Genomic DNA, 18,092 nt, shown 5'->3' with positions numbered 1-18,092 from the left:
ACCATCCGTGAGCAACCAAGCACAAGATACGCGCGAGGCACTGGGCGCCCGGTTGCGCGGCTTCCGGAAGGATGCCGGATTCACCAGCGGCCGGGCCCTGGCGCGTGCCCTCAACTGGCAAGAGTCCAAGGTCTCTCGCCTTGAGCACGGCAAGCAGAACGCCAGCGAGCAGGACATCCGGGCCTGGTGCACGGCGACCCGGCAAGAGCAACACATCGACGACCTGATCGCCACGGTTCGCCACATTGACGAGTTGTGGCTTGAGTGGCGCAGGCAGGTCCAGACTGGCGCCGAGACCAGGCAGAAGAAGTCCCTACCGGTCTATGCCAAGACCAAGGTCTTCCGCATCTGGCACCCCACCATGATCTGGGGGACCTTCCAGACGGCGGACTACGCCGCCGAGATCTTCCAGCAGGCCGTCAGTTTCCTGGAGTACCCCAACGACACAGAGGCCGCCGTCGGCAAGCGTCTCGAACGGCAGCAGTACCTCTACGAGGGCAACCGGATCTACAACGTGCTCCTCGGCGAACAGGCCCTGTACTCAAACGTAGGCGGACCAGAGGTCATGAAGGCCCAACTCGACCGCCTCCTAGCCCTGATGGGACTGCCCCGCGTGAGCCTCGGCATCGTCCCCCGTGCCGCAGCCACCGAGATCTGGCTCGGTCACGGCTTCTCCATGTTCGACGACAAGCTCGTTCTGGTGGAGACCTACTCGGCGGAGTTCTCCGTCACCCAGCCACGAGAGATCGACCTTTATGCCAAGGCCTTCGCCCTGTTGAAGCAGTCCGCGGTCTATGGCACCGCCCTCCGCGACCTCGTCCTCACCGCCAACCGAAATTTTGATCAGATGCCGAACGACTAGGAGAGCACCATGTCCCCCGTGACCCCGAATTGGCGTACCAGCTCCTACACGGGCACAGAGAACTGCGTTGAAGTAGCCGACAGCGAACCGGAATTGGTGATGGTTCGGGACACCAAGGCCCGCGGCCGCGGAATCCTGGCCATCCAGCCCGCAGCTTGGGCCGTCTTCGTCGAGTTCACCAAGGACAGATAGCAAAGACGGCCAGACCTACCGTTCACGTCTTGTCGGCAGCGGGAGTAGCCGGCCCGGCTGCTGCCACTCGATCCCACGGGTCGAAGGTTCAACCTTGACCGATTCAGCCCGTACGGCTGAATCGGAGTCCGGGGAATAACCCGCTCTTCACAGCGATTGTCCGTACTCAGTGATCAAGGTGGAGTTGGGGAGAGACATGAGCAACCTGAAGGTCTTCAGGCTGCGAGGCGGGCGAGCCACGGAGATACCCGGGGCGTCCGTGGGGGTCGAACGCGAACTGCAGACGCTGATCGAGGCCAACATGGAGGCCATGCTCGGCATCCGCTTCCTGGTGACCGAGTACCGCACCGGGCGTCACCGCGGCCGGATCGACTCCCTCGGCTTGGACGAGAGCGGGACACCGGTCATCGTGGAGTACAAGCGCTCCCGCGACCAGAACGTCATCAACCAGGGGCTCTCCTACCTGTCGTGGCTCCATGACCACCACCATGAGTTCGAGAGTGTGGTCAAGAACAAAGTCGGCGTTGAGGCCGCTGCCGAGATCGACTGGAGCAATCCCCGGATCGTCTGCGTCGCCGGGGCCTTCACTCGCCATGACATCGTGGCGATCGAGATGATCGGTCGCAGGATCGACCTGGTGACGTACCGAATCTTCGACGACGTCCTCACGCTGCAGCTCGTTGCCGCGAGGGCCGGCGTCGCCTCTTCGTCAGGGCGGACGCTGCTCGACGCCTCTCGATCTTCGGGCTCGCCTGCTCCCAAGTCGGTGCAGCAGTACCTCGACGAGGCGCCGCAGGATCTGAGGGACCTCTGTCGGGATCTGGACGAAGTGCTTCTGTCCCACAGCGACGTGCGGAAGGAGACCCAGGTCCACTACATCGCGTACCGACGGATCAAGAACGTTGCCACCGTACGCGTTCAGCCGCGCAACCGAGTGCTTGTGGTGAACCTGAGACTCGATCCGGACTCGGTCGAACTGCACGACGGCTTCTCGCGAGACATTCGGGGGCTGGGATGTCTCGGTATCCGGGACGGCGTCGAGCTACGGATCGGATCGCGTGTGGACCTCGCACGGTCAGTTGCCCTGATCCAACAGAGCGTCGAGGCTTCCTGACTCCCCTCACGCACAAGGGCGGTTGCATAGCCGGTTTACGGTGATGCAACCGCCCTCTTCTGTGCCCCCGCCCCGGCGCCTCTCGCTCTCACTCCTCGGGCCCGGCGAGTTCGAAGTCGTCCTGGGTGAGTGCATTGCGCAGACGAGCTTCGGCGATGTCGGCGTAGTGCTCGGACAGCTCAACGCCTATGAACTGGCGACCTTCGCGCAACGCGGCCACGCCGGTCGTCCCGGAGCCAACGAACGGGTCGAGAACCGTTCCGCCCGGTGGGCAGACCTTCACCAGCTCCTGCATCACTTCCACAGGCTTCTGCGTGATGTGCACGCGGTCCTTCCGGGGCTGACTCGCCGTGTAGAGACCCGGGAGGTAGACAGGATTGCGGTTGGCGTCAACGGGTCCCTTGGTTCCCCACACGATGTACTCGCACGACTGCTTGAGTCGGCCCTTCTGCGGCCGAGATACCGGCTTGTGCCACGAGGCGATCCCGCGCCAGGTCCACCCAGCGGCCTGGAGCGCGTCCGTCGTCGTCGGCAGCTGCCGCCAGTCGGTGAAGACGAGCGCGGTGCCGGACTCGACGGTCGCGCGATAGGACTCGGTGAGCAGGAGGGTGAGCCAGAAGCCGTACGAGCGCTGGTCTCGGTTCTCGCCGGGGAAGTTGGCGAGGTCGTGCTCGGCGTCCGCCGAGGTGTACTTCGCGCGCGCGGAGCGGCCGGTGCGCTCGCTGCTCGTTCGGCCGCCGCTGTTGTAGGGCGGGTCGGTGATGACGGCATCGACGCTGTTGTCGGGGATGCCGGCGAGGGCGGTCAGCGCGTCGCCTCGGTGGAGGGTGTACGGCATTGCACGGTTCTCTCTTTCGGGGAGGGGGTCGTGCGCCTACTTCTCCGCTCGCGGAGGGATGCGCACGTCGGCATGGGTCGCTCCGTGGAACTGCGAGAGCAGTCGCCGTGGCGATCAATGCGCTGGAGGTTAACCCCGAATTCCGGCCGCACCCAATGAGGTCGACCTCGGCCGGGCTCCCCGAAACCGCCCGAGGAACAGGCCGTTTGGTGGGGCCGTATTTCGTCCCTACAGTCTCGCCGTGTTCGCAGGACGGGACCTGGTTCCACTCCTGCTGAGCTGTGTCGATGCGTGCCGTTCCGTCCAAAGGACAGCGTGCCTGACACTCCACCGACCGGCTTCCTAATCGGCGAAGGGGACTCCCCATGTGGCGAGTGAGATTACGAGCGCGGCTGGCTGCCGCTTTCCAATAGGGCGCCAGCGGCCGGGAGTTAGCAGCTCCCGGCCCTGGTTTCCCTGACTCCCTCAGGGATTGCGAATTCATAACCGGCGTGGTGCCGGTGGCCTTTTCGACGAGAACGCCTGCGCCGCGCTGCCTACGAGCAAGGAGCTGCCGATGCAGCATGCCCAGACGCGCCCCGCCCCGGTGCCAGATTCCCTGCCCTGCCGCTCGGCGTTCGGCACGCGTCCGTGAAGAAGGCCATCGCCATAGCAGGGGCCGTGGCGCTCGGCCCCACGTTTTTGATAGCGCCGGTCGCTGTCGCTCTCGCTGGTTCCAGCAGTGCTCAGGCCGCCTGTTCCGCAGGCGGTACACAGGCTGTGGACAGCGCGGCGGTCGCGAAGCTGGTGAAGTCGATCCTCGAGGACGGCAGCAAGGGATCCGTGTCCGTTTCGGGTCTGGACGACCCCGAAGAACAGATACCGAACGCCGAGACGATCCAGGCCACCGGCATCGCTATGAAGGTGCCGGCGCGCGGGCAGATCGTTGCCCTGGCCACGGCTCTGCAGGAGTCGGGGCTGCGGAACCTGGATTACGGGGATCGAGATTCGCTCGGCCTCTTCCAGCAACGCCCCAGCCAGGGTTGGGGTACGGCTGCCGAGGTTCGCGATCCGGTGCATGCCTCGACCAAGTTCTACGAGGGCCTGCTCAAGGTCTCGGGCTGGCAGTCGATGACCGTCGCCCAGGCCGCGCAGGCGGTTCAGAAGAGCGGCTTCCCCGACGCGTACGCGAAGTCGGAGCCGCTGGCCACGGCCCTGCAGAAGGCCATCGCCAAGTCGCTGAGCCAGAGCGGAAGTTCCGGCAAGGACAGCGACACCGGCAGTGAGGCGGAGCAGACGGCCACCTCAACGACTGCCGGATGCGGCACCGGCGAGGACGGGTCCTCCTTCGGCGCGATTCCCGAGGGGTCGATACCCGAGGGTTACGAGATCCCGGCCAGTGCACCCAAGTCGGTGCGTACGGCGATCCGTTGGGGTCTTGGTCAGCTCGGTACGCCGTATCAGTGGGGCGGTTCGTGTTCCGCTCCGCACGGTCAGGACCCGATGGGCCGGTGCGACTGTTCGTCCCTGATGCAGGCGTCGTACAAGGCCGGTGGTGTCTCGATCTCCCGGACCACGTACACGCAGGTCAGGGAGGGCAAGGCGGTCAGCGTCGACGCCCTCAAGCCGGGGGACCTCCTGTTCACCCGCGGCACAGCCAAGGTGCCCGAACACGTCGGGATGTTCATTGGCCAGGGCTTGATTCTGCAGGCCCCCAAGACCGGCGACGTGGTCAAGATCTCGACCCTCGCCGACTGGCGCGCTGACATCGTCGCCGCCCGCCGGGTCGTCTGACCGGCCTCTTTCTCCCCCTCTCCCTGCTCCATCTCCTCTCGGGCCCTCGCGCGCCCAAAATCGCACTGGAGTTCCAAGTGAAGCTCATGCAGCACGCCCAGTATCTGGCGTACAACCCCGGCATCACACCGAAGGAGGGCGGTCTCCCCGGCCTCAGCGTGCTGAAGAACGTCATCTCCTCGATCAACCTCTTCGGGATCATCGCGGTGGTCGGCGCCCTGGCCATCTCCGCCATGGTCTGGGCGTGGGGTCACCACAGCGGTGGCCACCAGGCCGAGGCGAACGGGAAGAAGGGCACGGTCATCGCCGCTGGGTGCGCGCTGTTGCTGGGCGCGGCCAACGGGATCGTCGCGTTCTTCTCGGCGATGGGGACGCAGGTTCACTGATGTCGAAGAAACGTTTTCTCACCGCGCAGGAGCGCACCTACGGGGCGCCTTCCTCGGTCCTGCGGCGTGCCCTGATGGGCGGTCTCGTGCTCGTCGTGCTGCTGGCCGTCGCCGGGTTGGTCGCGTATCTGACCCGCGCGGAGAGCCCCGCCTCCGCGCAGCCCTCCCCAAGCCCGACATCCACGCCGTCGGCCGCTTCGCCGGAGGCGACCGCCGATGAGGGCGAGGTTGTCGCATCGCCGCCCAGGACGAGCGATCCGATCGTCTTCGCCAAGGCGGCCACCAAGGTCCTGTGGACGTACGACACCCGGTCCTTCTCGCGTGCCGAGCACGTCGCCGGCCTCAAGCGGTGGATGACCGGCGAGAAGAAGTACGCCGACTGGGACTCCGTCTCCGACCAGATTCCCAGCCCGGTGTTGTGGTCGCGGATGCACGACAACCAGCAGCGCGCGACCGCCAAGGTCGGCGAGGGCCACTTCCCGCAGGCGTTCAAGACCGCCCTGGCGCAGGACCCCGGCGCGATCACCGAGGCGTACGTCTATGCCGTCACGGTGACCGGCAAGCAGTCCATCGCCTGGAAGGGCTCCGGGTCCGGAGCCGAGTCCCGCTCCACCACGCTCGCCGTCCAGTGCCGCCCCGACACGGCCTGTGCCCTGGTCGGCGTGCTGCCGAACGTCGCGCCCTGACGCCCCCAATTCCCGAAAGGAGGTGCCCCCATGGGGGCTTGTGACCTTCCCCTGATGAGCGCGGTGTGCGACACCGTCGGCGGGGTCGTCGGTTCGACCGGCGAAGCGATCACCGATGGCATCGGTGCCTGGATCGCCAAGTCGATGGGCGAACTGGCCCAGTCTGCCGCGGACCTCGCCTCGACTGCGGTCGACAAGACCACGGCTGTCGATCTCAACGCCGAGTGGTTCCGCGACAACTACGAGCTGCTGCTGCCCATCGGTCTCGTCCTGACCGTCGGCACGTTCTGTCTGCAGTTGATGCGGGCCGCCTGGCGCCGTGACGAGCGCGCCCTCGCGCAGGCGGTGACCGGGACGGTGGCCGGCGTCCTGTTCGCGTTCGCCGCGATCGCCTGCACCTCCGTCGCGCTGACCGTCGTCGACGCGCTGTCCGCCGGACTGTTCAAGGCGGCGAACACATCGGTCGACGACGCCATCCGCCGCATCATCGAGGTCAACAACCTGGGCCCGATGTACGCGTTGGGCTGGACCATCCCGGCCATGGTCGGCCTCGGGTGCGCCATCGGCGCATTCCTGTACTGGGCGGTGATGGTCGCCCGCAAGGTCGGCATCCTGGTCCTGGTGACGCTGGCGGTGTTCGCCGGGGCAGGTGGCGGCTGGGAAGTCGCGCGCCGCTGGCGGCGCGGGTGGATCGAGGCGACCGCGACCTTGATCGTCAGCAAGCTGCTGATGACGATCGTGTTCCTGCTGGGCGTCTCGGCCATGGGCAAGAGCGACGCCTCCGACGGGCTCGCCGCCCTGTCCGACGCGATGGCGGGCATCGTCGTCATGGTCCTGGTGATGCTGTGCCCCTACGCCACGTACAAGTTCGTGCACTGGGCGGCCGACGGCGGCGGCCAGGACGACCTGCACCGTACGGGCGTCGCTGGTGTCGCGGTGGCTGCCGGTGCGGCGAAGACCGCGGGCCAGCTCGCGTTGCAGGCGGGCACTGGCATGCGGGCTCCGCAGGGCCCGTCGCAGGTTCCGGGCCAGGGCTGGGGCGGTGTCGCCTCAGGCATCGATCCGACCGGCGGATCGGGCAACGGCGAGGAGCCGAAGCAGACCCACTTCCGCTTCGGTGAGGACCCCAACGCCACCGGCGACAAGGGCCGGGCGCTGATCCGTCGGCCTCCTACTGATGGTGACCGCGGTCAGCCGCTGATCCAGCGTCCCGGTCAGGAGGCGGCGGCCGAAGCGGCACCGGTCTCATCCGGGCCGATGCCCCAGGGCGCTGCGGTGGCACCGCCGCGCGTCACGCACCTGGATCCGCCGGCGCCCCGGCGCCCCGGGCCGACGGCTGGGCCGTCTCCGCAGGGCGGTGCGACGCCGCAGCGGTGGGTCTATCCCGAGCCGCCGGGCGGATCGGGCTCGTAGCCCTCGCCTGACGGGCGGGCGGCACCGGTCGCCTCCGGCGCCGCCCGCCCCGTCGGCTCCCCATCTTCTTCTTGCTCTCCACGTTCCAAGGACGGCTTCGCCATGCTCTCCGACACCTCTCAGCCCGACGGCCCGGCCACCGTGAAGTTCCCGCATCGCTCGCGGCGCGGCATCCTGCTCGGCCTGTCGGCTCCTCAGCTGATGGTCGTCACCGTGACCGGGCTGCTGCTGCTCGCGGTGCTGCTCACCTATGGCGTCACCGGCGCGCTCAAGCTCATCCCTGTGTGGGCGGTCATTCTGGTGGCGGTGTTCGTCCACCATCGCGGACGGTCGCTTGCCGACTGGGCGCCCATCGCCATGGGATACGCGCTGCGCCGCTTCCGGGGCCAGCTGGTCTGGCTCGCCCGGCCGTCCACTCGTCCGCGCCGCGAAGGCCTGCTGCATCTCCCGGGCACGGCGGCGTCCCTGTGGGTGGCCACCGCCCCGCACGGTCGCTTCGGTGCCGTGCACGATCCGCACCACGGCACGCTCACCGCGGTCGTCAAGGTCTCCTCGCGTGCCTTCGCTCTGCTCGACCCGGCCACCCAGGCCAGCAATGTCGCGGGCTGGGGTCGCACGCTGGCGGCGCTGTCGCGCACCGGGCACATCGCCCGCGTCCAGGTCCTGGAGCGCACGGTGCCCGACTCCGGCGACGCGCTCAACCGCTACTGGCACGAGCACGGCAACGCCGAGACCCACCTCGCGGGACCGATCTACCGCGACCTACTGGCCGCCGCCGGCCCGGCCGCAGCCCCGCACGAGGCGTACGTTGCGCTCGCCCTCGACCTCAAGGCCGCCCGCCGACTGATCAACCAGGCCGGCGGCGGGCTCACCGGCGGCTTCGCGGTCCTGGCCCAGCTCACCGCCACCTTCGACCAGGCCGCCCGCAACTCCGGTCTCACGCCCAGCGGCTGGCTGGACGCGGCCGAGTTCGCCGCCGTGATCCGTACCGCGTACGACCCGAAGGCGTCGGCCGCGCTGGAGCAGTGGTCGGCCTCGGGCCGAGCGCAGGCCGAGCCCGCTGCCGCCGGCCCCGTCGTCCTGGTCGAGAAGGCCGACCGGATCCAGACCGACTCGGCCCACCACGCGACGTTCTGGATCGAGAACTGGCCGCGCATCGAGACCTCACCCGGCTTCCTGCACCAGCTGCTGTTCACCTCCGGTGTGCGCCGCACGCTGTCGCTGACCTACGAGCCCAAGGGCCTGGACTCGGCGCTCAAGGACGTGCAGCGCCGCAAGGCCACCGTGATCGCGGACGCCGCCGAGCGGCAGCGCAAGGGGCAGGTCGACTCCGAGGAGGACTCGGTCGAGTACGCCGACATCAAGCAGCGCGAGCGCCAGCTGATCGCCGGACACGCCGACGTCGCCCTCACCGGCCTGCTCACCGTGAGCGCCGACACCGACGAGCAGCTCAACGCCGCCTGCGCCGCGATCGAGACGGCCGCCGTCGCCGCCCTCGTCGACCTGCGCCTTCTGACCTGGCAGCAGGCCGAGGCCTTCACCAACGCCGCCCTGCCCCTCGCCCGCCCGTAGCGCACCCGCACCACCGTCTCGCGCTCTACCGAAGGGCACCCCCATGCCGACCGAGCCCCTGCCCGAACTGGCTCCGGACTTCGTCCCGTTCGCCACCGCCGCACTCGACTTCCACCAGGCGATCAACATGCCAGTCGCCCCCATCGCCGCCGGCCGTGCCGAACTCGACTCCCTGCACGCCCACGTCGTCGCGCTCTACGGGCTGCTCGACGCCCACACCGCCCGCACCACCCCGGTGGCCAGGGCGGAGGGCGACCACCTGCGGGCGTGCCGGATCCGGCTGTGGCAGGCAGCCGAGCACCTCCACGCCGCCTTCCACGCCGCCCCGCGCCCCGGCACCGGCCGCCTGCCCACCCGGGAGGCGTGCCGGGCCCGGCGGCCCGAGGGAGCGCCCGAACTCACCGTGTGCCAGCGCCACCTGGCCACTGCCGCCCGCGTCCGCCGTGACCACACCCCGGCCGACCTGCGCGACCCCTTCACCGGCCTGACCCGCCACTGACTGCCAGGAGCACCACCCCCATGTCCTCTCGCACCACCCGCGCCAGCGCCAGCCCGCTCTTCGTCCCGCGCAAGAGCGACCGCCGCACGGCGCGCGCCGCCCGTCATCACTTCGCCGCCGCCCGGGACCAGGCCCGGCACGCCGCACGCCCCGCAGCCCGCCCGACCGCGCCCGGGCTTGACCCCGAGTTGCGGGCCACCTACCCTGCCGCCGGCCGTCCCGGGCCGGCCTCGGCCCGCGGCGGCCGTCTCAAGCTGCCCGCCCACCGGATGACGACGGCCACCGCCTCCGGGGCCTACCCCTTTCTCGCGGAGGGCGGCCTGGGCGCTCAGGGCATCTACATTGGCCGCGACGTGCACGCGGAGGCGGCCTTCACGTACGACCCGTTCGCCCTGTATGGGCGCCTCGACGGGTTCACCAACCCCAACATCCTGTTGGCCGGGATCATCGGCATGGGCAAGTCCGCCCTGGCCAAGTCCCTCGCGGTGCGTGCCGTGGCCTTCGGGTACCGGATCTACGTGCCGTGCGACCCGAAGGGCGAGTGGACCGTCGTCGCCCAGGAGCTCGGCGGTCAGACCATCGCGCTCGGGCCCGGCCTGCCGGGCCGCCTGAACCCCCTGGACGCGCCCGCCCGGCCGTACGGCGTCAGCGAGGAAGACTGGATCACCGAGGTCCGCAAGCGGCGCCTGCTGCTGCTCGGCTCGCTCGCGAAGACGGTCCTGGGGCGCGAGCTGCATCCCATGGAGCACACCGCCCTTGACGTGGCGCTCGACCAGGTCGTCGCCTACGCCAAGGCCAACGGCACCACACCCCTGCTGGGCGAGGTCGCCTACGTCCTCGGCTCCCCCGAGCGCCTCGACGCCGCACTCGGCGAGCTGTCCGGCCGCCTCGGGCACGCCGCCGAGGACCTCGCCCACGCCCTGCGCCGACTCGTGCACGGCGACCTGGCCGGGATGTTCGACGCGCCGAGCACCGTGGCCTTCGACCCAAGCGCGCCGATGCTGTCCATCGACCTGTCCCGCCTCGGCGGCGCTGGCGACGACACCGCGCTCGTCCTGGCCATGACCTGCGCCTCCGCCTGGATGGAGTCTGCCCTCGCCGACCCCGCCGGAGGACGGCGCTGGGTGATCTACGACGAGGCCTGGCGCGTCATGCGGCACGTCGCGCTGCTGGAGCGGATGCAGAGCCAATGGAAGCTCTCCCGCGGCCTGGGCATCGCGAACCTGATGGTCATCCACCGCCTCAGTGACCTGCTGGCCGCCGGTGATGCCGGCTCCCGGGGTCGGGCCTTGGCCGAGGGCCTGCTCACCGACTGCTCCACCCGGATCATCTACCGCCAGGAAGCCGACCAACTCGCCTCCGCAGCTTCCCTGTTGGGGCTCACCGGCGTCGAGACCCAGGCGGTCTCCGCCCTCACCAAGGGGCGTGGCCTGTGGAAGGTGGCGGGCCGATCGTTCATTACCCAACACCTCCTTCATCCGCATGAACGTGAGTTGTTCGACACGGACGCGCGAATGTCGCCCAGGGGCTCTGTCTGAGCGCGGCCTCGACGCTCTCGTGGCCACGGCGCTCGTCAACCACCGAGTGCCTTCAGGCCCTTTGTGGGATCCCATGACCCGAGGGCGGCCGACGTTCGGTACGGACGGGTCTGGGGAACCGACTTCCAGACCCGCGCCGAACTCATCCTGGACACAGTCCATAGATGCTCTACCTGGTCGGAATTTCCTCCGTTCCGGCGAGTGCACCAGCAAGCCATTCCGCGAGATTCTTTCCCTGGGGGAAAAGTGCACGCTCAAGGCCGTCGTCGGGGTCCCATCCCCACATCGGCCCTGCGGGATCACGGCAGTCCACGAGGGACCAGATGGCATCGCCCCAGTCGAACAGCCAGACCAATCCGGCCGGAACCGGATTGTCGGGGGCTCCGGAGAACGTCTGGTAGGCGTCCACGATGTCCGCCCAGTCTCCGCGCCATTTACCGCCGGGCACTCCTAGGACGCCTCCACGGGGGCCGAACCCACCATTCGCCACCTCCAGGTAAAGGCGCCGCAGCAGCGGGGGAAGCGGATATCCGATCACTTGTTCCGCTTCGGCCACCGCTTCCGGTGCTGCCGGGGGCGTCGGTTCCTTTGCTGCGAGATCCGCACGCACGGCGGCGATGATCTCATCGTCGGTCATGGCGCTCATGGTCTGGCCTTCCCATGTCTCCGTCAAGCTGGCCTTCGGTGTTCACTTCTCTTCGTCTTCCATTCCGGCTCCCTCAGAGAGGAACCCGGCCTCCATCGCCCTTGTCATGACATCTATGGCCCGTCCTGCCCCGTAGGTGTCCCTGAATTCCTCAAGTGTCCCCTCGTCGACGACCCTTCCCTCAAGGAATCCGTGGCTTCCCTCCGTGACCTCCACTCCGGGTTTTCCGAGGTACTCGGTGAGGCTTCTCCCGCAGTGTTCCGAGCAGACCCGGTTGGTCACGTAGGCGTTGTCGACCTCCGTGATCTCACCGCCCAGGTCCTCCACCTGCCTGGCCGCGTCCTTCTTGAAGTCACGCGCGGAGTCCTCGGCATGCCCCTTGCCCGAGTCGGGTGCCGCCTTGTACACGGTGACTTCCATCTCCGTGAGGATGTCGAGGAGTTTGTCGTCGATCCCGCCCTTGCTGACGAATCCGATGATGCGTGGCACGACCCCGTCCACGGTGTCCACGTAGACGCGTGAGAGCACGAGTGTGAACCTGCTGTACGCCCACGAGTTCTTCCCGAGATAGGTCGCGACCGCCTTCATGGCCTCCCGGTACAGACCGGCACCTATCGCGGCGGCCCCGGTCGTGGACAGATGTGCGGTGGGCAGCTTCGGGTGGTTGAGCTTCTCGACGGTTCCTCTGCTGCTGGCGGTGGCCGTCCCCCGGCTCGGGTCGGCGGTCCCGGTCTTCGGGTCGTAACCGACCTCCTTCTGCACCTTCTTGGAGCAATTGCTCAGGTCGTAGCGGCACGAGTTCGGCCTGGACCCGATTTCCAGACCCGTGGGATCGGCGAGCGTCTCGGGGTTGTTGTCGGCGTAGGAGTAGCCGTTGAGGGATTGCGCGTCGCCGGCGTCGAGGACGGGGTCGACGCTGAGGAAGCGGCCGAGCACGAAGTCATAGGCGCGTGCGCCGATATAGCTGAGCCCGCTGGTGAGGTCCGTGCTCTTGCCCAGGAAGCTCTTGTCGTCCGACCAGGTCCCGGTGCCGCCGGAGCGTGCCCCGCCGAACGCCGTCAGGTAACGCTTGGTGACGGCTTGGGTGGTGGCGTCGAGGCTGACGGTTGACGTGCCGTGCTGATCTCCGGAGAGATACGAGAGGCTCTCGGTTCCGCCCTTGTTCGTGCGCAGAGCGATCGTCGTGTCGCCGGCGCTGTAGTAGCGCTGCGCCCAGTACTTGGCGGTCGAGGTCGATGTGTCGAGGTGAACCTCGGTCGTCCCGAGGTACAGGACGGTTTCGTCGGCGGTGTTGCGGCGGATGAGGAGATTGCCGTCGGCGTCGTAGACGTGGCTGGTGGTGCTCTTGGTGGTGCCGCTACTCGACTTCTCGGTGACCGTGTCGAGTTTTCCGGTGGCGTTCCAGGTCAGCGACTGGGTGTCGGTGCCGTTGGGACGGGTGGTCGTGTCACCGATCTGGTCGTAGCCGTAGGTGGCGCTCACTCCATCGCAGGAGGACGCGGTCGTGGTCGCGGTGAGGCGATGAGGCTTGGTGGCGCTGTAGCAGTAGGTACGGGTGGAGTCTCCGCTGGTCGCGTGCGTGGTGTCCGTCGTGCGCAGGCCGCTGCTGGTGTAGGTGTACGAGGTCCAGTACGGGGAGGCTCCGCCGAGGTTGGCGGTGGTGCGACCGCTGGTGGCGCAGGAGCTGCTGGACGGGGTCCATGCCTCGGTGAGGCGCTGGTAGCCGTCGTAGCTGAAGCACTGGTAGTCGGTGGCACCGGTGCCGGAGAGGTTGGCGTTGTCGAAGAGGGAGGTGACGTCGCCGGCGTCGTCGTACGTGTAGTTCAGGTCCTGGACGCTGCGGGTGGCGTCCGTGGTAAGGCTGCGGGTGAGGCGGTCGGTTCCTTCCTCGTAGGTGTTGGTGATGTACGCCTTCTTGGCCGTGGAGGCCGTGGAGGTGCCCAGCTGGTACTGGTTGGCCTGGCCGAGGGCGTTGTAGTCGGCGGCGAGGAGGTAGCCGGTGGCTCCACCGACGTCGGTGGGGAGCCCCAGGCCGTCGTACTCGTAGTCGACGGTCTCGCCGCTCAGGCCGCCGGCGGCGGGTTCGCCGTAGTACTGCCGGGTGCCGTCGATGTTGTAGTACGCGCTGAAGGCCAGAGTCGCCGTGACCGCGCCGGAGGTGACGAGCGGGTCGCCGGACGGCAGGACCAACTGGGTTCCGGTGGCGTGGTAGAGGCTGTCGTAGCCGGTGACCTTGCGGGTGTAGGCGCTGCCCGTGGTGCCGCCGACGTAGCTGATCGAGTCGTCGAGCTGCCCCTTGTCGAGGGTGTCGTAGTCCCAGTGGGCGAGTTTGTCCGCGTCCGTCTTCGCGGTCTGCCACTGGTCGGTCTTGCGCCCCAGCACGTCGTAGCCGTAGAGCAGTTCGGTGCCACGGGCGTCGGTGGTGGTGGCCGTCTGGTCGAGGTTCGTGTAGGTGGTGGTCGTGGTGCCCAGGTCGGGGTCGGTTGCCGAGGTCTGGCGGCCGAAGAGGTCGTATCCGTAGGACCACTGGGCACCGTCCGGCCCTGTGACCGTGGAGGGACTGCCGTCCAGGGTGTAGGTGTACCTGGTGGACGTGTAGGCGGCTCCGGTCCCGGCACCGTAGGACGTGTCGGCCGGATCGGCGCCCGAGTAGGAGCGCTTCTCGACGGTACGGCCGAAGACGTCGGTGATGGCGCGGGTCGCCGAGCCGCCGTTCGGTGCGGTCGTCGCGGTGGAGTCGCCGGTGTAGCTGGTGGCGGTGGTCCACTTCTTGACGCCGTACACGTACAGGCTGTTGCTGGTGGCCCGGCCCGCGCCGTCGTAGACGGTCTCGGTCTGCTTGGGCGCGCCCCCGTACTCGGCCCGCGTGTAGGTGCCGCCGGGCAGGTTCGCGGAGTCGAAGACATCCGCGTAGGTCTCGTAGGCCAGGCCCCGGCTGTCGTAGCGGGTGTCGGTGAGCAGGCGACCGCCGTCGGGGGTGGGGGTCTGGGTCTGGAGGGTTCGCAGCAGGGAGTCGTAGATCGTGTAGGTGGTGTTGTAGGTGGTCCCGTCGGCCTTGATCGCGGCGGTCGACGCCCAGGAAGGGGCATCGTTGGTGACGCTGTAGGCGTAGGTGTAGTTCGGGGTCTGGCTCGCCGAGTGGGAACGGTTGGGCAGCCAGGTCGCGGTCTGTCGGCCGAGCGCGTCGTAAGTCGTCTCGGTGATCTTGTTGTTGACGTCGTAGACCTTGGTGGGCAGCCCCGATGCGTAGTCCGTGTAGACGTAGGTGTTCTGCGACTTGGCGTTGGTGACCTTGGTCTTGGTCAGTGGGCCGGCGTCGGTGGGGGTGTAGGTGGTCGTCGTGGTGTTGCCTGCCGCGTCGGTGACGGTCAGCGGCCGGCCGAGGCCGGCAGTGCTTCCGCTGTCGTCGTAGGCGGTGGTGACGACCGTCTGCCAAGTCGTCGGATAGCGCTCGCCGTTGGTGGTCGACGCCGGGTAGGCGGAGGCCCGCCCGGTCCAGGTGGCCTCGCCCAAGGTCGGGGTCTGGGTGGCGGACCAGGCGGTGGCGGAGGTGTTGTCGTACACCGTGGCGGTGTCGGACAGCACGTCACCGCGGGAGGCCGAGGAGGTCGGCAGCGCCAGGCTGCTTTCGGCCACGGAGCAGTCCTGGGCCACGACGCGCGTGCGGGAGACGAGGCCGGTCAGGCCGATGCCGGTGTTGCGGGCGTACCAGGTGCGGGTGCAGGTGTTGTCGCCGCTGACGCCCGTCTGGCCGGTGTCGTTGACCTGGATTGCCATGCCGTAGTCGTCGTAGCTGGTGCTGGTGGCGCGAGTGCGCCAGGTCGCCGAGGCGGTGAGGTAGGTGGAGGTCGAGCTCTGGCCGGTGCGGAGGTAGTACGCCTTGATGGCGGCGTACGACTTCTGCTGGCTGGCGGTCTGCTGGGACCAGGGGGTGTCGACCGTCACCGTGACCGGCGTGTCGCCGTCGTAGGTGACCTGTTCGCGCAGGAAGCCTGCGTCCTGGTCGCTGTCAGCGAGGTCGGGGACGTCCAGTCCTGAGACGTCGAGGCCGGTCCGGGTGGCGGAGGCGGTGCTGCCGTCGGACTGTCTGTCACCATCCATGCCCTGCATGTAGATGCTGACGGTCTTGGACTGGGTGGTGTCGGCTGCGCCGGTGGTCGTGGTGACCTTGCCGTAGCCGCGCCACTGCGACCAGGTTCGCTCGTCGGAGGGGACGAGGGGGTCGTAGTTGTAGTGCCAGGCCGGGTCGGCGTAACTGTAGGAGGTCTGGACGCCCTGGCCGAGGCCGGTCGGGTCGGAGCTGAGCACGGCGGTGACGCGGTACTTGTTGAACCAGTCGAGGGAGGCTTCGGTGGCGCCGTTGATGTGCCAGTACTGCGGATAGCAGCTCAGGGTGTCCTTGTCCTCGGACGTCGGCATGTTCGAGCCGCGCACGCACTCCGGGTCGGACAGGGTCACGGTGGTGATGGCGCCGGTCTCGGACGTGATGGAGGCGATGCGCGGCATGCTCAGCGGCAGGATGTCGTCGGAGGTGGAGTCCACCCGGTTCGGCCGCAGTTGGTAGGTGAAGGTGACCGGCGGCAGGGCGATGTCGGTGCCGTTCTTGCCGGTGTGCCGGATCGAGGAGAGCGCCAGGGTCTGGTCGGAGGTGTTGTCGATGTCCTGGCCGTCCAGGAACTTCTGGGTCAGCGTCCAGGAGTCGACAGTGGTGTAGGCGGAGGTGGCGGTCGAGTAGGCGAGGGTGTCGATGCCGGTGAGGCGCTTACGGGTGAAGAAGGTGGGGCTGGAGGTGTCGCAGTCGTCGTCGCCACTCGCGCAGATGGAGTCGTACGGCACGTCCGGCCAGTTGTCGGAGGTGGAGGCGGTCAGCGAGGAGCAGTCCGAGGCGGTGCACCGCTCGTCGTAGGAGAACGTCACCTCATCCGAGGCCGTGCCAGTGAACAGGGTGCTGGCCCGCTGCCCGTAGAGGATCTTGGTGAGGTAGCCACCGCGCGTGTAGGCGGCGTTGGCGGTCGAGGCGCCGTTCTTGGGGTAGTAGTTCGCTTCGGCCGTGTACCAGTACGACATGGCGTTGCCGTGCAGGTCGACGACGTAATCGAGGTTCCAGCGCCACGCCTGGGTGAGGGAACGGTCGGCGAAGCTGGAGCCCTGGTCGTAGCCGGGCTCGCCGGAGTCGTCGCCGAAGACCGGGACGGTCCAGACGGAGTTGGTGCGCTGGGTGTCGGCGCCGGGTAGTTTGTCGAGGCCGAAGACGTACTTGGTGCCGTCCGAGGTGGTGACGGTCCAGTACTCGCCGTCGTTGTCGCCGTTGTCGCCTCCCGTGGCGTGGGTGACGGTGGACGCGTCGTCGTCCTTGAGGTGCCAGGCTCCGGTGGTGTCGTCCTTGACCAGTTCGGTGGCCTTGCCGTTGAGCACGAGCGAGGCGTTGTCGTACTTCCAGCACAGGTCGTGCTTGTCGGTCTGCCCGTCGTCGTCGCAGGACGCGTACGAGCGCTCGACGTACGACGCTGCGGTCAGGTCGAAGCCCTCGCCGACCTGGGTGGACTGGTTGTTGGTGGATGCCGTCTTGCCGTCCGTGCTGCCCGAGTCGTAGTCCAGGGAGAGGGTCGGCGAGGGACCCGCCGCCGCGGGGGGTGTGGACAACGGGTAGTTCCAGGTGAACGCCCCGGAGGAGCCTCCCGCCTGCCAACTCGACGACGGGGACAGAGGCGTGGCGGAGTAGTTGCCCGATCCCGACGCGGACTCCCCCGAAGTGGCCGTCAGCGCGAGCACGGTCGCGGAGGAGGCCGTTTCCTGTGTCAGCGCGGACGAACGGAAGCCGGAGCGGGATGCGCGTTCATCGGTCCGTGGCAGGGAGGTCTGCCCCAGCGGCACGGTGGCCGACACGTTCTGGCCGGTGACGTCGTTGCGCGAGTCCAGGGAGGTCAGGACACGGCAGGCGGCCTTCGCCGGGCTGGTCAGCGCGCAGCTCGGCAGTCGCACCAGGTGCAGACGGCCCGCCCAGTCGCCGCCGTACGCCGAGGCGAAGGCACTGTAGTCGACGTCGACCTGGGCGCTGCCGCCGCTTTCGGCGCTCGCCGTCAGCAGCACGCCCTTGATGCCCGCGGCTTCCGCCGCCTTACGGCTGAGCACTGTGACACTGACCGACCCTGCCGCCGCCTTGGTGCCCTTGTCGCGACGGACGGTGATGGGCAGTCCTCCGGCAGACAGCCCGGCGGTGCCGGACGAGGGCAGTTCGGCGGTGCCGGTGGCCGCGTTGGGCCAGGTGGCCTTCTGCTCCGCGAGCGCGGCGTTGATCTGCTTCTTGTTGGCGGCCTTCTGCGCCGCCACCTGTCTGCGGGCCTTCTGCGCGCCCAGGCTTGTGACCGTCCTGACCGTGTCGGAGCGCTGCGCCGGTACGCCGGGCACGAGTTGCTTGGTGCCGGACGCGGCCTCGGCGGCCGCGGGGCTCAGACCTGCCAGGGTCAGTGCGAGCGAGACAGCGACGGTGACCGCTCTGTGTCTGCGGCGCCCCACACTTCTGTGATGGGAGCCTCTCGCGGGGAGCAGGAAGGCGGGACCGAAAGTCGCCCG

Annotated in this window: 13 protein-coding genes; 10 read left to right on the top strand and 3 right to left on the bottom strand. The window is 68.4% G+C overall.

The window, feature by feature from the left end:
• Positions 1-7: 7 nt before the first annotated feature.
• The 3 genes from ABZ928_RS22635 (at position 8) to ABZ928_RS22625 (ending at position 2,168) form a co-directional block, all read left to right on the top strand.
• Entirely contained in the window at positions 8-862 is an 855-nt protein-coding gene (locus ABZ928_RS22635) for a helix-turn-helix transcriptional regulator (RefSeq protein ID WP_361521723.1), read from the top strand.
• A gap of 9 nt (positions 863-871) precedes the next feature.
• Positions 872-1,054: a DUF397 domain-containing protein gene (locus ABZ928_RS22630; RefSeq protein WP_361521720.1), complete on the top strand. Its 183-nt coding sequence runs from the start codon at positions 872-874 to the stop codon at positions 1,052-1,054.
• A gap of 169 nt (positions 1,055-1,223) precedes the next feature.
• Positions 1,224-2,168, top strand: coding sequence for a transporter (locus ABZ928_RS22625; protein WP_361521717.1), 945 nt, complete (start codon positions 1,224-1,226; stop codon positions 2,166-2,168).
• Between the two features lie 88 nt (positions 2,169-2,256).
• Here ABZ928_RS22625 and ABZ928_RS22620 read toward each other — a convergent pair whose 3' ends face one another.
• Complete coding sequence (locus ABZ928_RS22620; RefSeq protein WP_361521714.1) at positions 2,257-3,006, bottom strand: site-specific DNA-methyltransferase; 750 nt, start codon at positions 3,004-3,006, stop codon at positions 2,257-2,259.
• 660 nt (positions 3,007-3,666) lie between these two features.
• Here ABZ928_RS22620 and ABZ928_RS22615 point away from each other — a divergent pair.
• The 7 genes from ABZ928_RS22615 to ABZ928_RS22585 all read left to right on the top strand — a co-directional run bounded on the left by ABZ928_RS22615 (position 3,667) and on the right by ABZ928_RS22585 (position 10,873).
• Positions 3,667-4,779: a C40 family peptidase gene (locus ABZ928_RS22615; RefSeq protein ID WP_361522252.1), complete on the top strand. Its 1,113-nt coding sequence runs from the start codon at positions 3,667-3,669 to the stop codon at positions 4,777-4,779.
• 86 nt (positions 4,780-4,865) lie between these two features.
• Positions 4,866-5,165 (top strand): DUF6112 family protein, encoded by a 300-nt coding sequence (locus ABZ928_RS22610; protein ID WP_361522249.1) that lies wholly within the window; start codon positions 4,866-4,868, stop codon positions 5,163-5,165.
• On the top strand, positions 5,165-5,851 hold the full coding sequence (locus tag ABZ928_RS22605) for a hypothetical protein (protein WP_361521711.1): 687 nt from the start codon (positions 5,165-5,167) through the stop codon (positions 5,849-5,851). The genes ABZ928_RS22610 and ABZ928_RS22605 overlap by 1 nt, the downstream gene beginning before the upstream one ends.
• A gap of 30 nt (positions 5,852-5,881) precedes the next feature.
• Complete coding sequence (locus ABZ928_RS22600; protein WP_361521708.1) at positions 5,882-7,264, top strand: ATP-binding protein; 1,383 nt, start codon at positions 5,882-5,884, stop codon at positions 7,262-7,264.
• Positions 7,265-7,366: 102 nt separating this feature from the next.
• Positions 7,367-8,836 carry an SCO6880 family protein gene (locus ABZ928_RS22595; RefSeq protein ID WP_361521706.1) on the top strand — a complete coding sequence of 490 codons (1,470 nt, stop codon included), beginning with the start codon at positions 7,367-7,369 and terminating at the stop codon, positions 8,834-8,836.
• A 43-nt stretch (positions 8,837-8,879) separates the two neighbouring features.
• Positions 8,880-9,335 (top strand): DUF6238 family protein, encoded by a 456-nt coding sequence (locus ABZ928_RS22590; RefSeq protein ID WP_361521703.1) that lies wholly within the window; start codon positions 8,880-8,882, stop codon positions 9,333-9,335.
• A 20-nt stretch (positions 9,336-9,355) separates the two neighbouring features.
• Positions 9,356-10,873: an ATP-binding protein gene (locus ABZ928_RS22585; RefSeq protein ID WP_361521700.1), complete on the top strand. Its 1,518-nt coding sequence runs from the start codon at positions 9,356-9,358 to the stop codon at positions 10,871-10,873.
• Between the two features lie 169 nt (positions 10,874-11,042).
• Here ABZ928_RS22585 and ABZ928_RS22580 read toward each other — a convergent pair whose 3' ends face one another.
• Both ABZ928_RS22580 and ABZ928_RS22575 read right to left on the bottom strand, forming a co-directional pair.
• Positions 11,043-11,510 (bottom strand): SMI1/KNR4 family protein, encoded by a 468-nt coding sequence (locus ABZ928_RS22580; RefSeq protein WP_361521698.1) that lies wholly within the window; start codon positions 11,508-11,510, stop codon positions 11,043-11,045.
• Between the two features lie 51 nt (positions 11,511-11,561).
• Entirely contained in the window at positions 11,562-18,035 is a 6,474-nt protein-coding gene (locus ABZ928_RS22575; RefSeq protein WP_361521695.1) for an RHS repeat-associated core domain-containing protein, read from the bottom strand.
• Positions 18,036-18,092 lie beyond the last annotated feature (57 nt).

The organism is Streptomyces sp. NPDC046909 (genome assembly GCF_040644695.1).
Taxonomy (GTDB): domain Bacteria; phylum Actinomycetota; class Actinomycetes; order Streptomycetales; family Streptomycetaceae; genus Streptomyces.
The sequence above is the reverse complement of the archived record's forward strand: the minus strand, read 5'-3'. Positions and strand labels throughout refer to the sequence as shown.

Excerpts from the sequence above, each read along its gene's own strand:
- ABZ928_RS22630 (WP_361521720.1), top strand. The coding sequence starts at position 872 with ATGTCCCCCGTGACCCCGAATTGGCGTACCAGCTCCTACACGGGCACA.
- ABZ928_RS22620 (WP_361521714.1), bottom strand. The coding sequence starts at position 3,006 with ATGCCGTACACCCTCCACCGAGGCGACGCGCTGACCGCCCTCGCCGGC.
- ABZ928_RS22610 (WP_361522249.1), top strand. The coding sequence starts at position 4,866 with ATGCAGCACGCCCAGTATCTGGCGTACAACCCCGGCATCACACCGAAG.
- ABZ928_RS22605 (WP_361521711.1), top strand. The coding sequence starts at position 5,165 with ATGTCGAAGAAACGTTTTCTCACCGCGCAGGAGCGCACCTACGGGGCG.
- ABZ928_RS22600 (WP_361521708.1), top strand. The coding sequence starts at position 5,882 with ATGGGGGCTTGTGACCTTCCCCTGATGAGCGCGGTGTGCGACACCGTC.
- ABZ928_RS22595 (WP_361521706.1), top strand. The coding sequence starts at position 7,367 with ATGCTCTCCGACACCTCTCAGCCCGACGGCCCGGCCACCGTGAAGTTC.
- ABZ928_RS22590 (WP_361521703.1), top strand. The coding sequence starts at position 8,880 with ATGCCGACCGAGCCCCTGCCCGAACTGGCTCCGGACTTCGTCCCGTTC.
- ABZ928_RS22585 (WP_361521700.1), top strand. The coding sequence starts at position 9,356 with ATGTCCTCTCGCACCACCCGCGCCAGCGCCAGCCCGCTCTTCGTCCCG.
- ABZ928_RS22580 (WP_361521698.1), bottom strand. The coding sequence starts at position 11,510 with ATGACCGACGATGAGATCATCGCCGCCGTGCGTGCGGATCTCGCAGCA.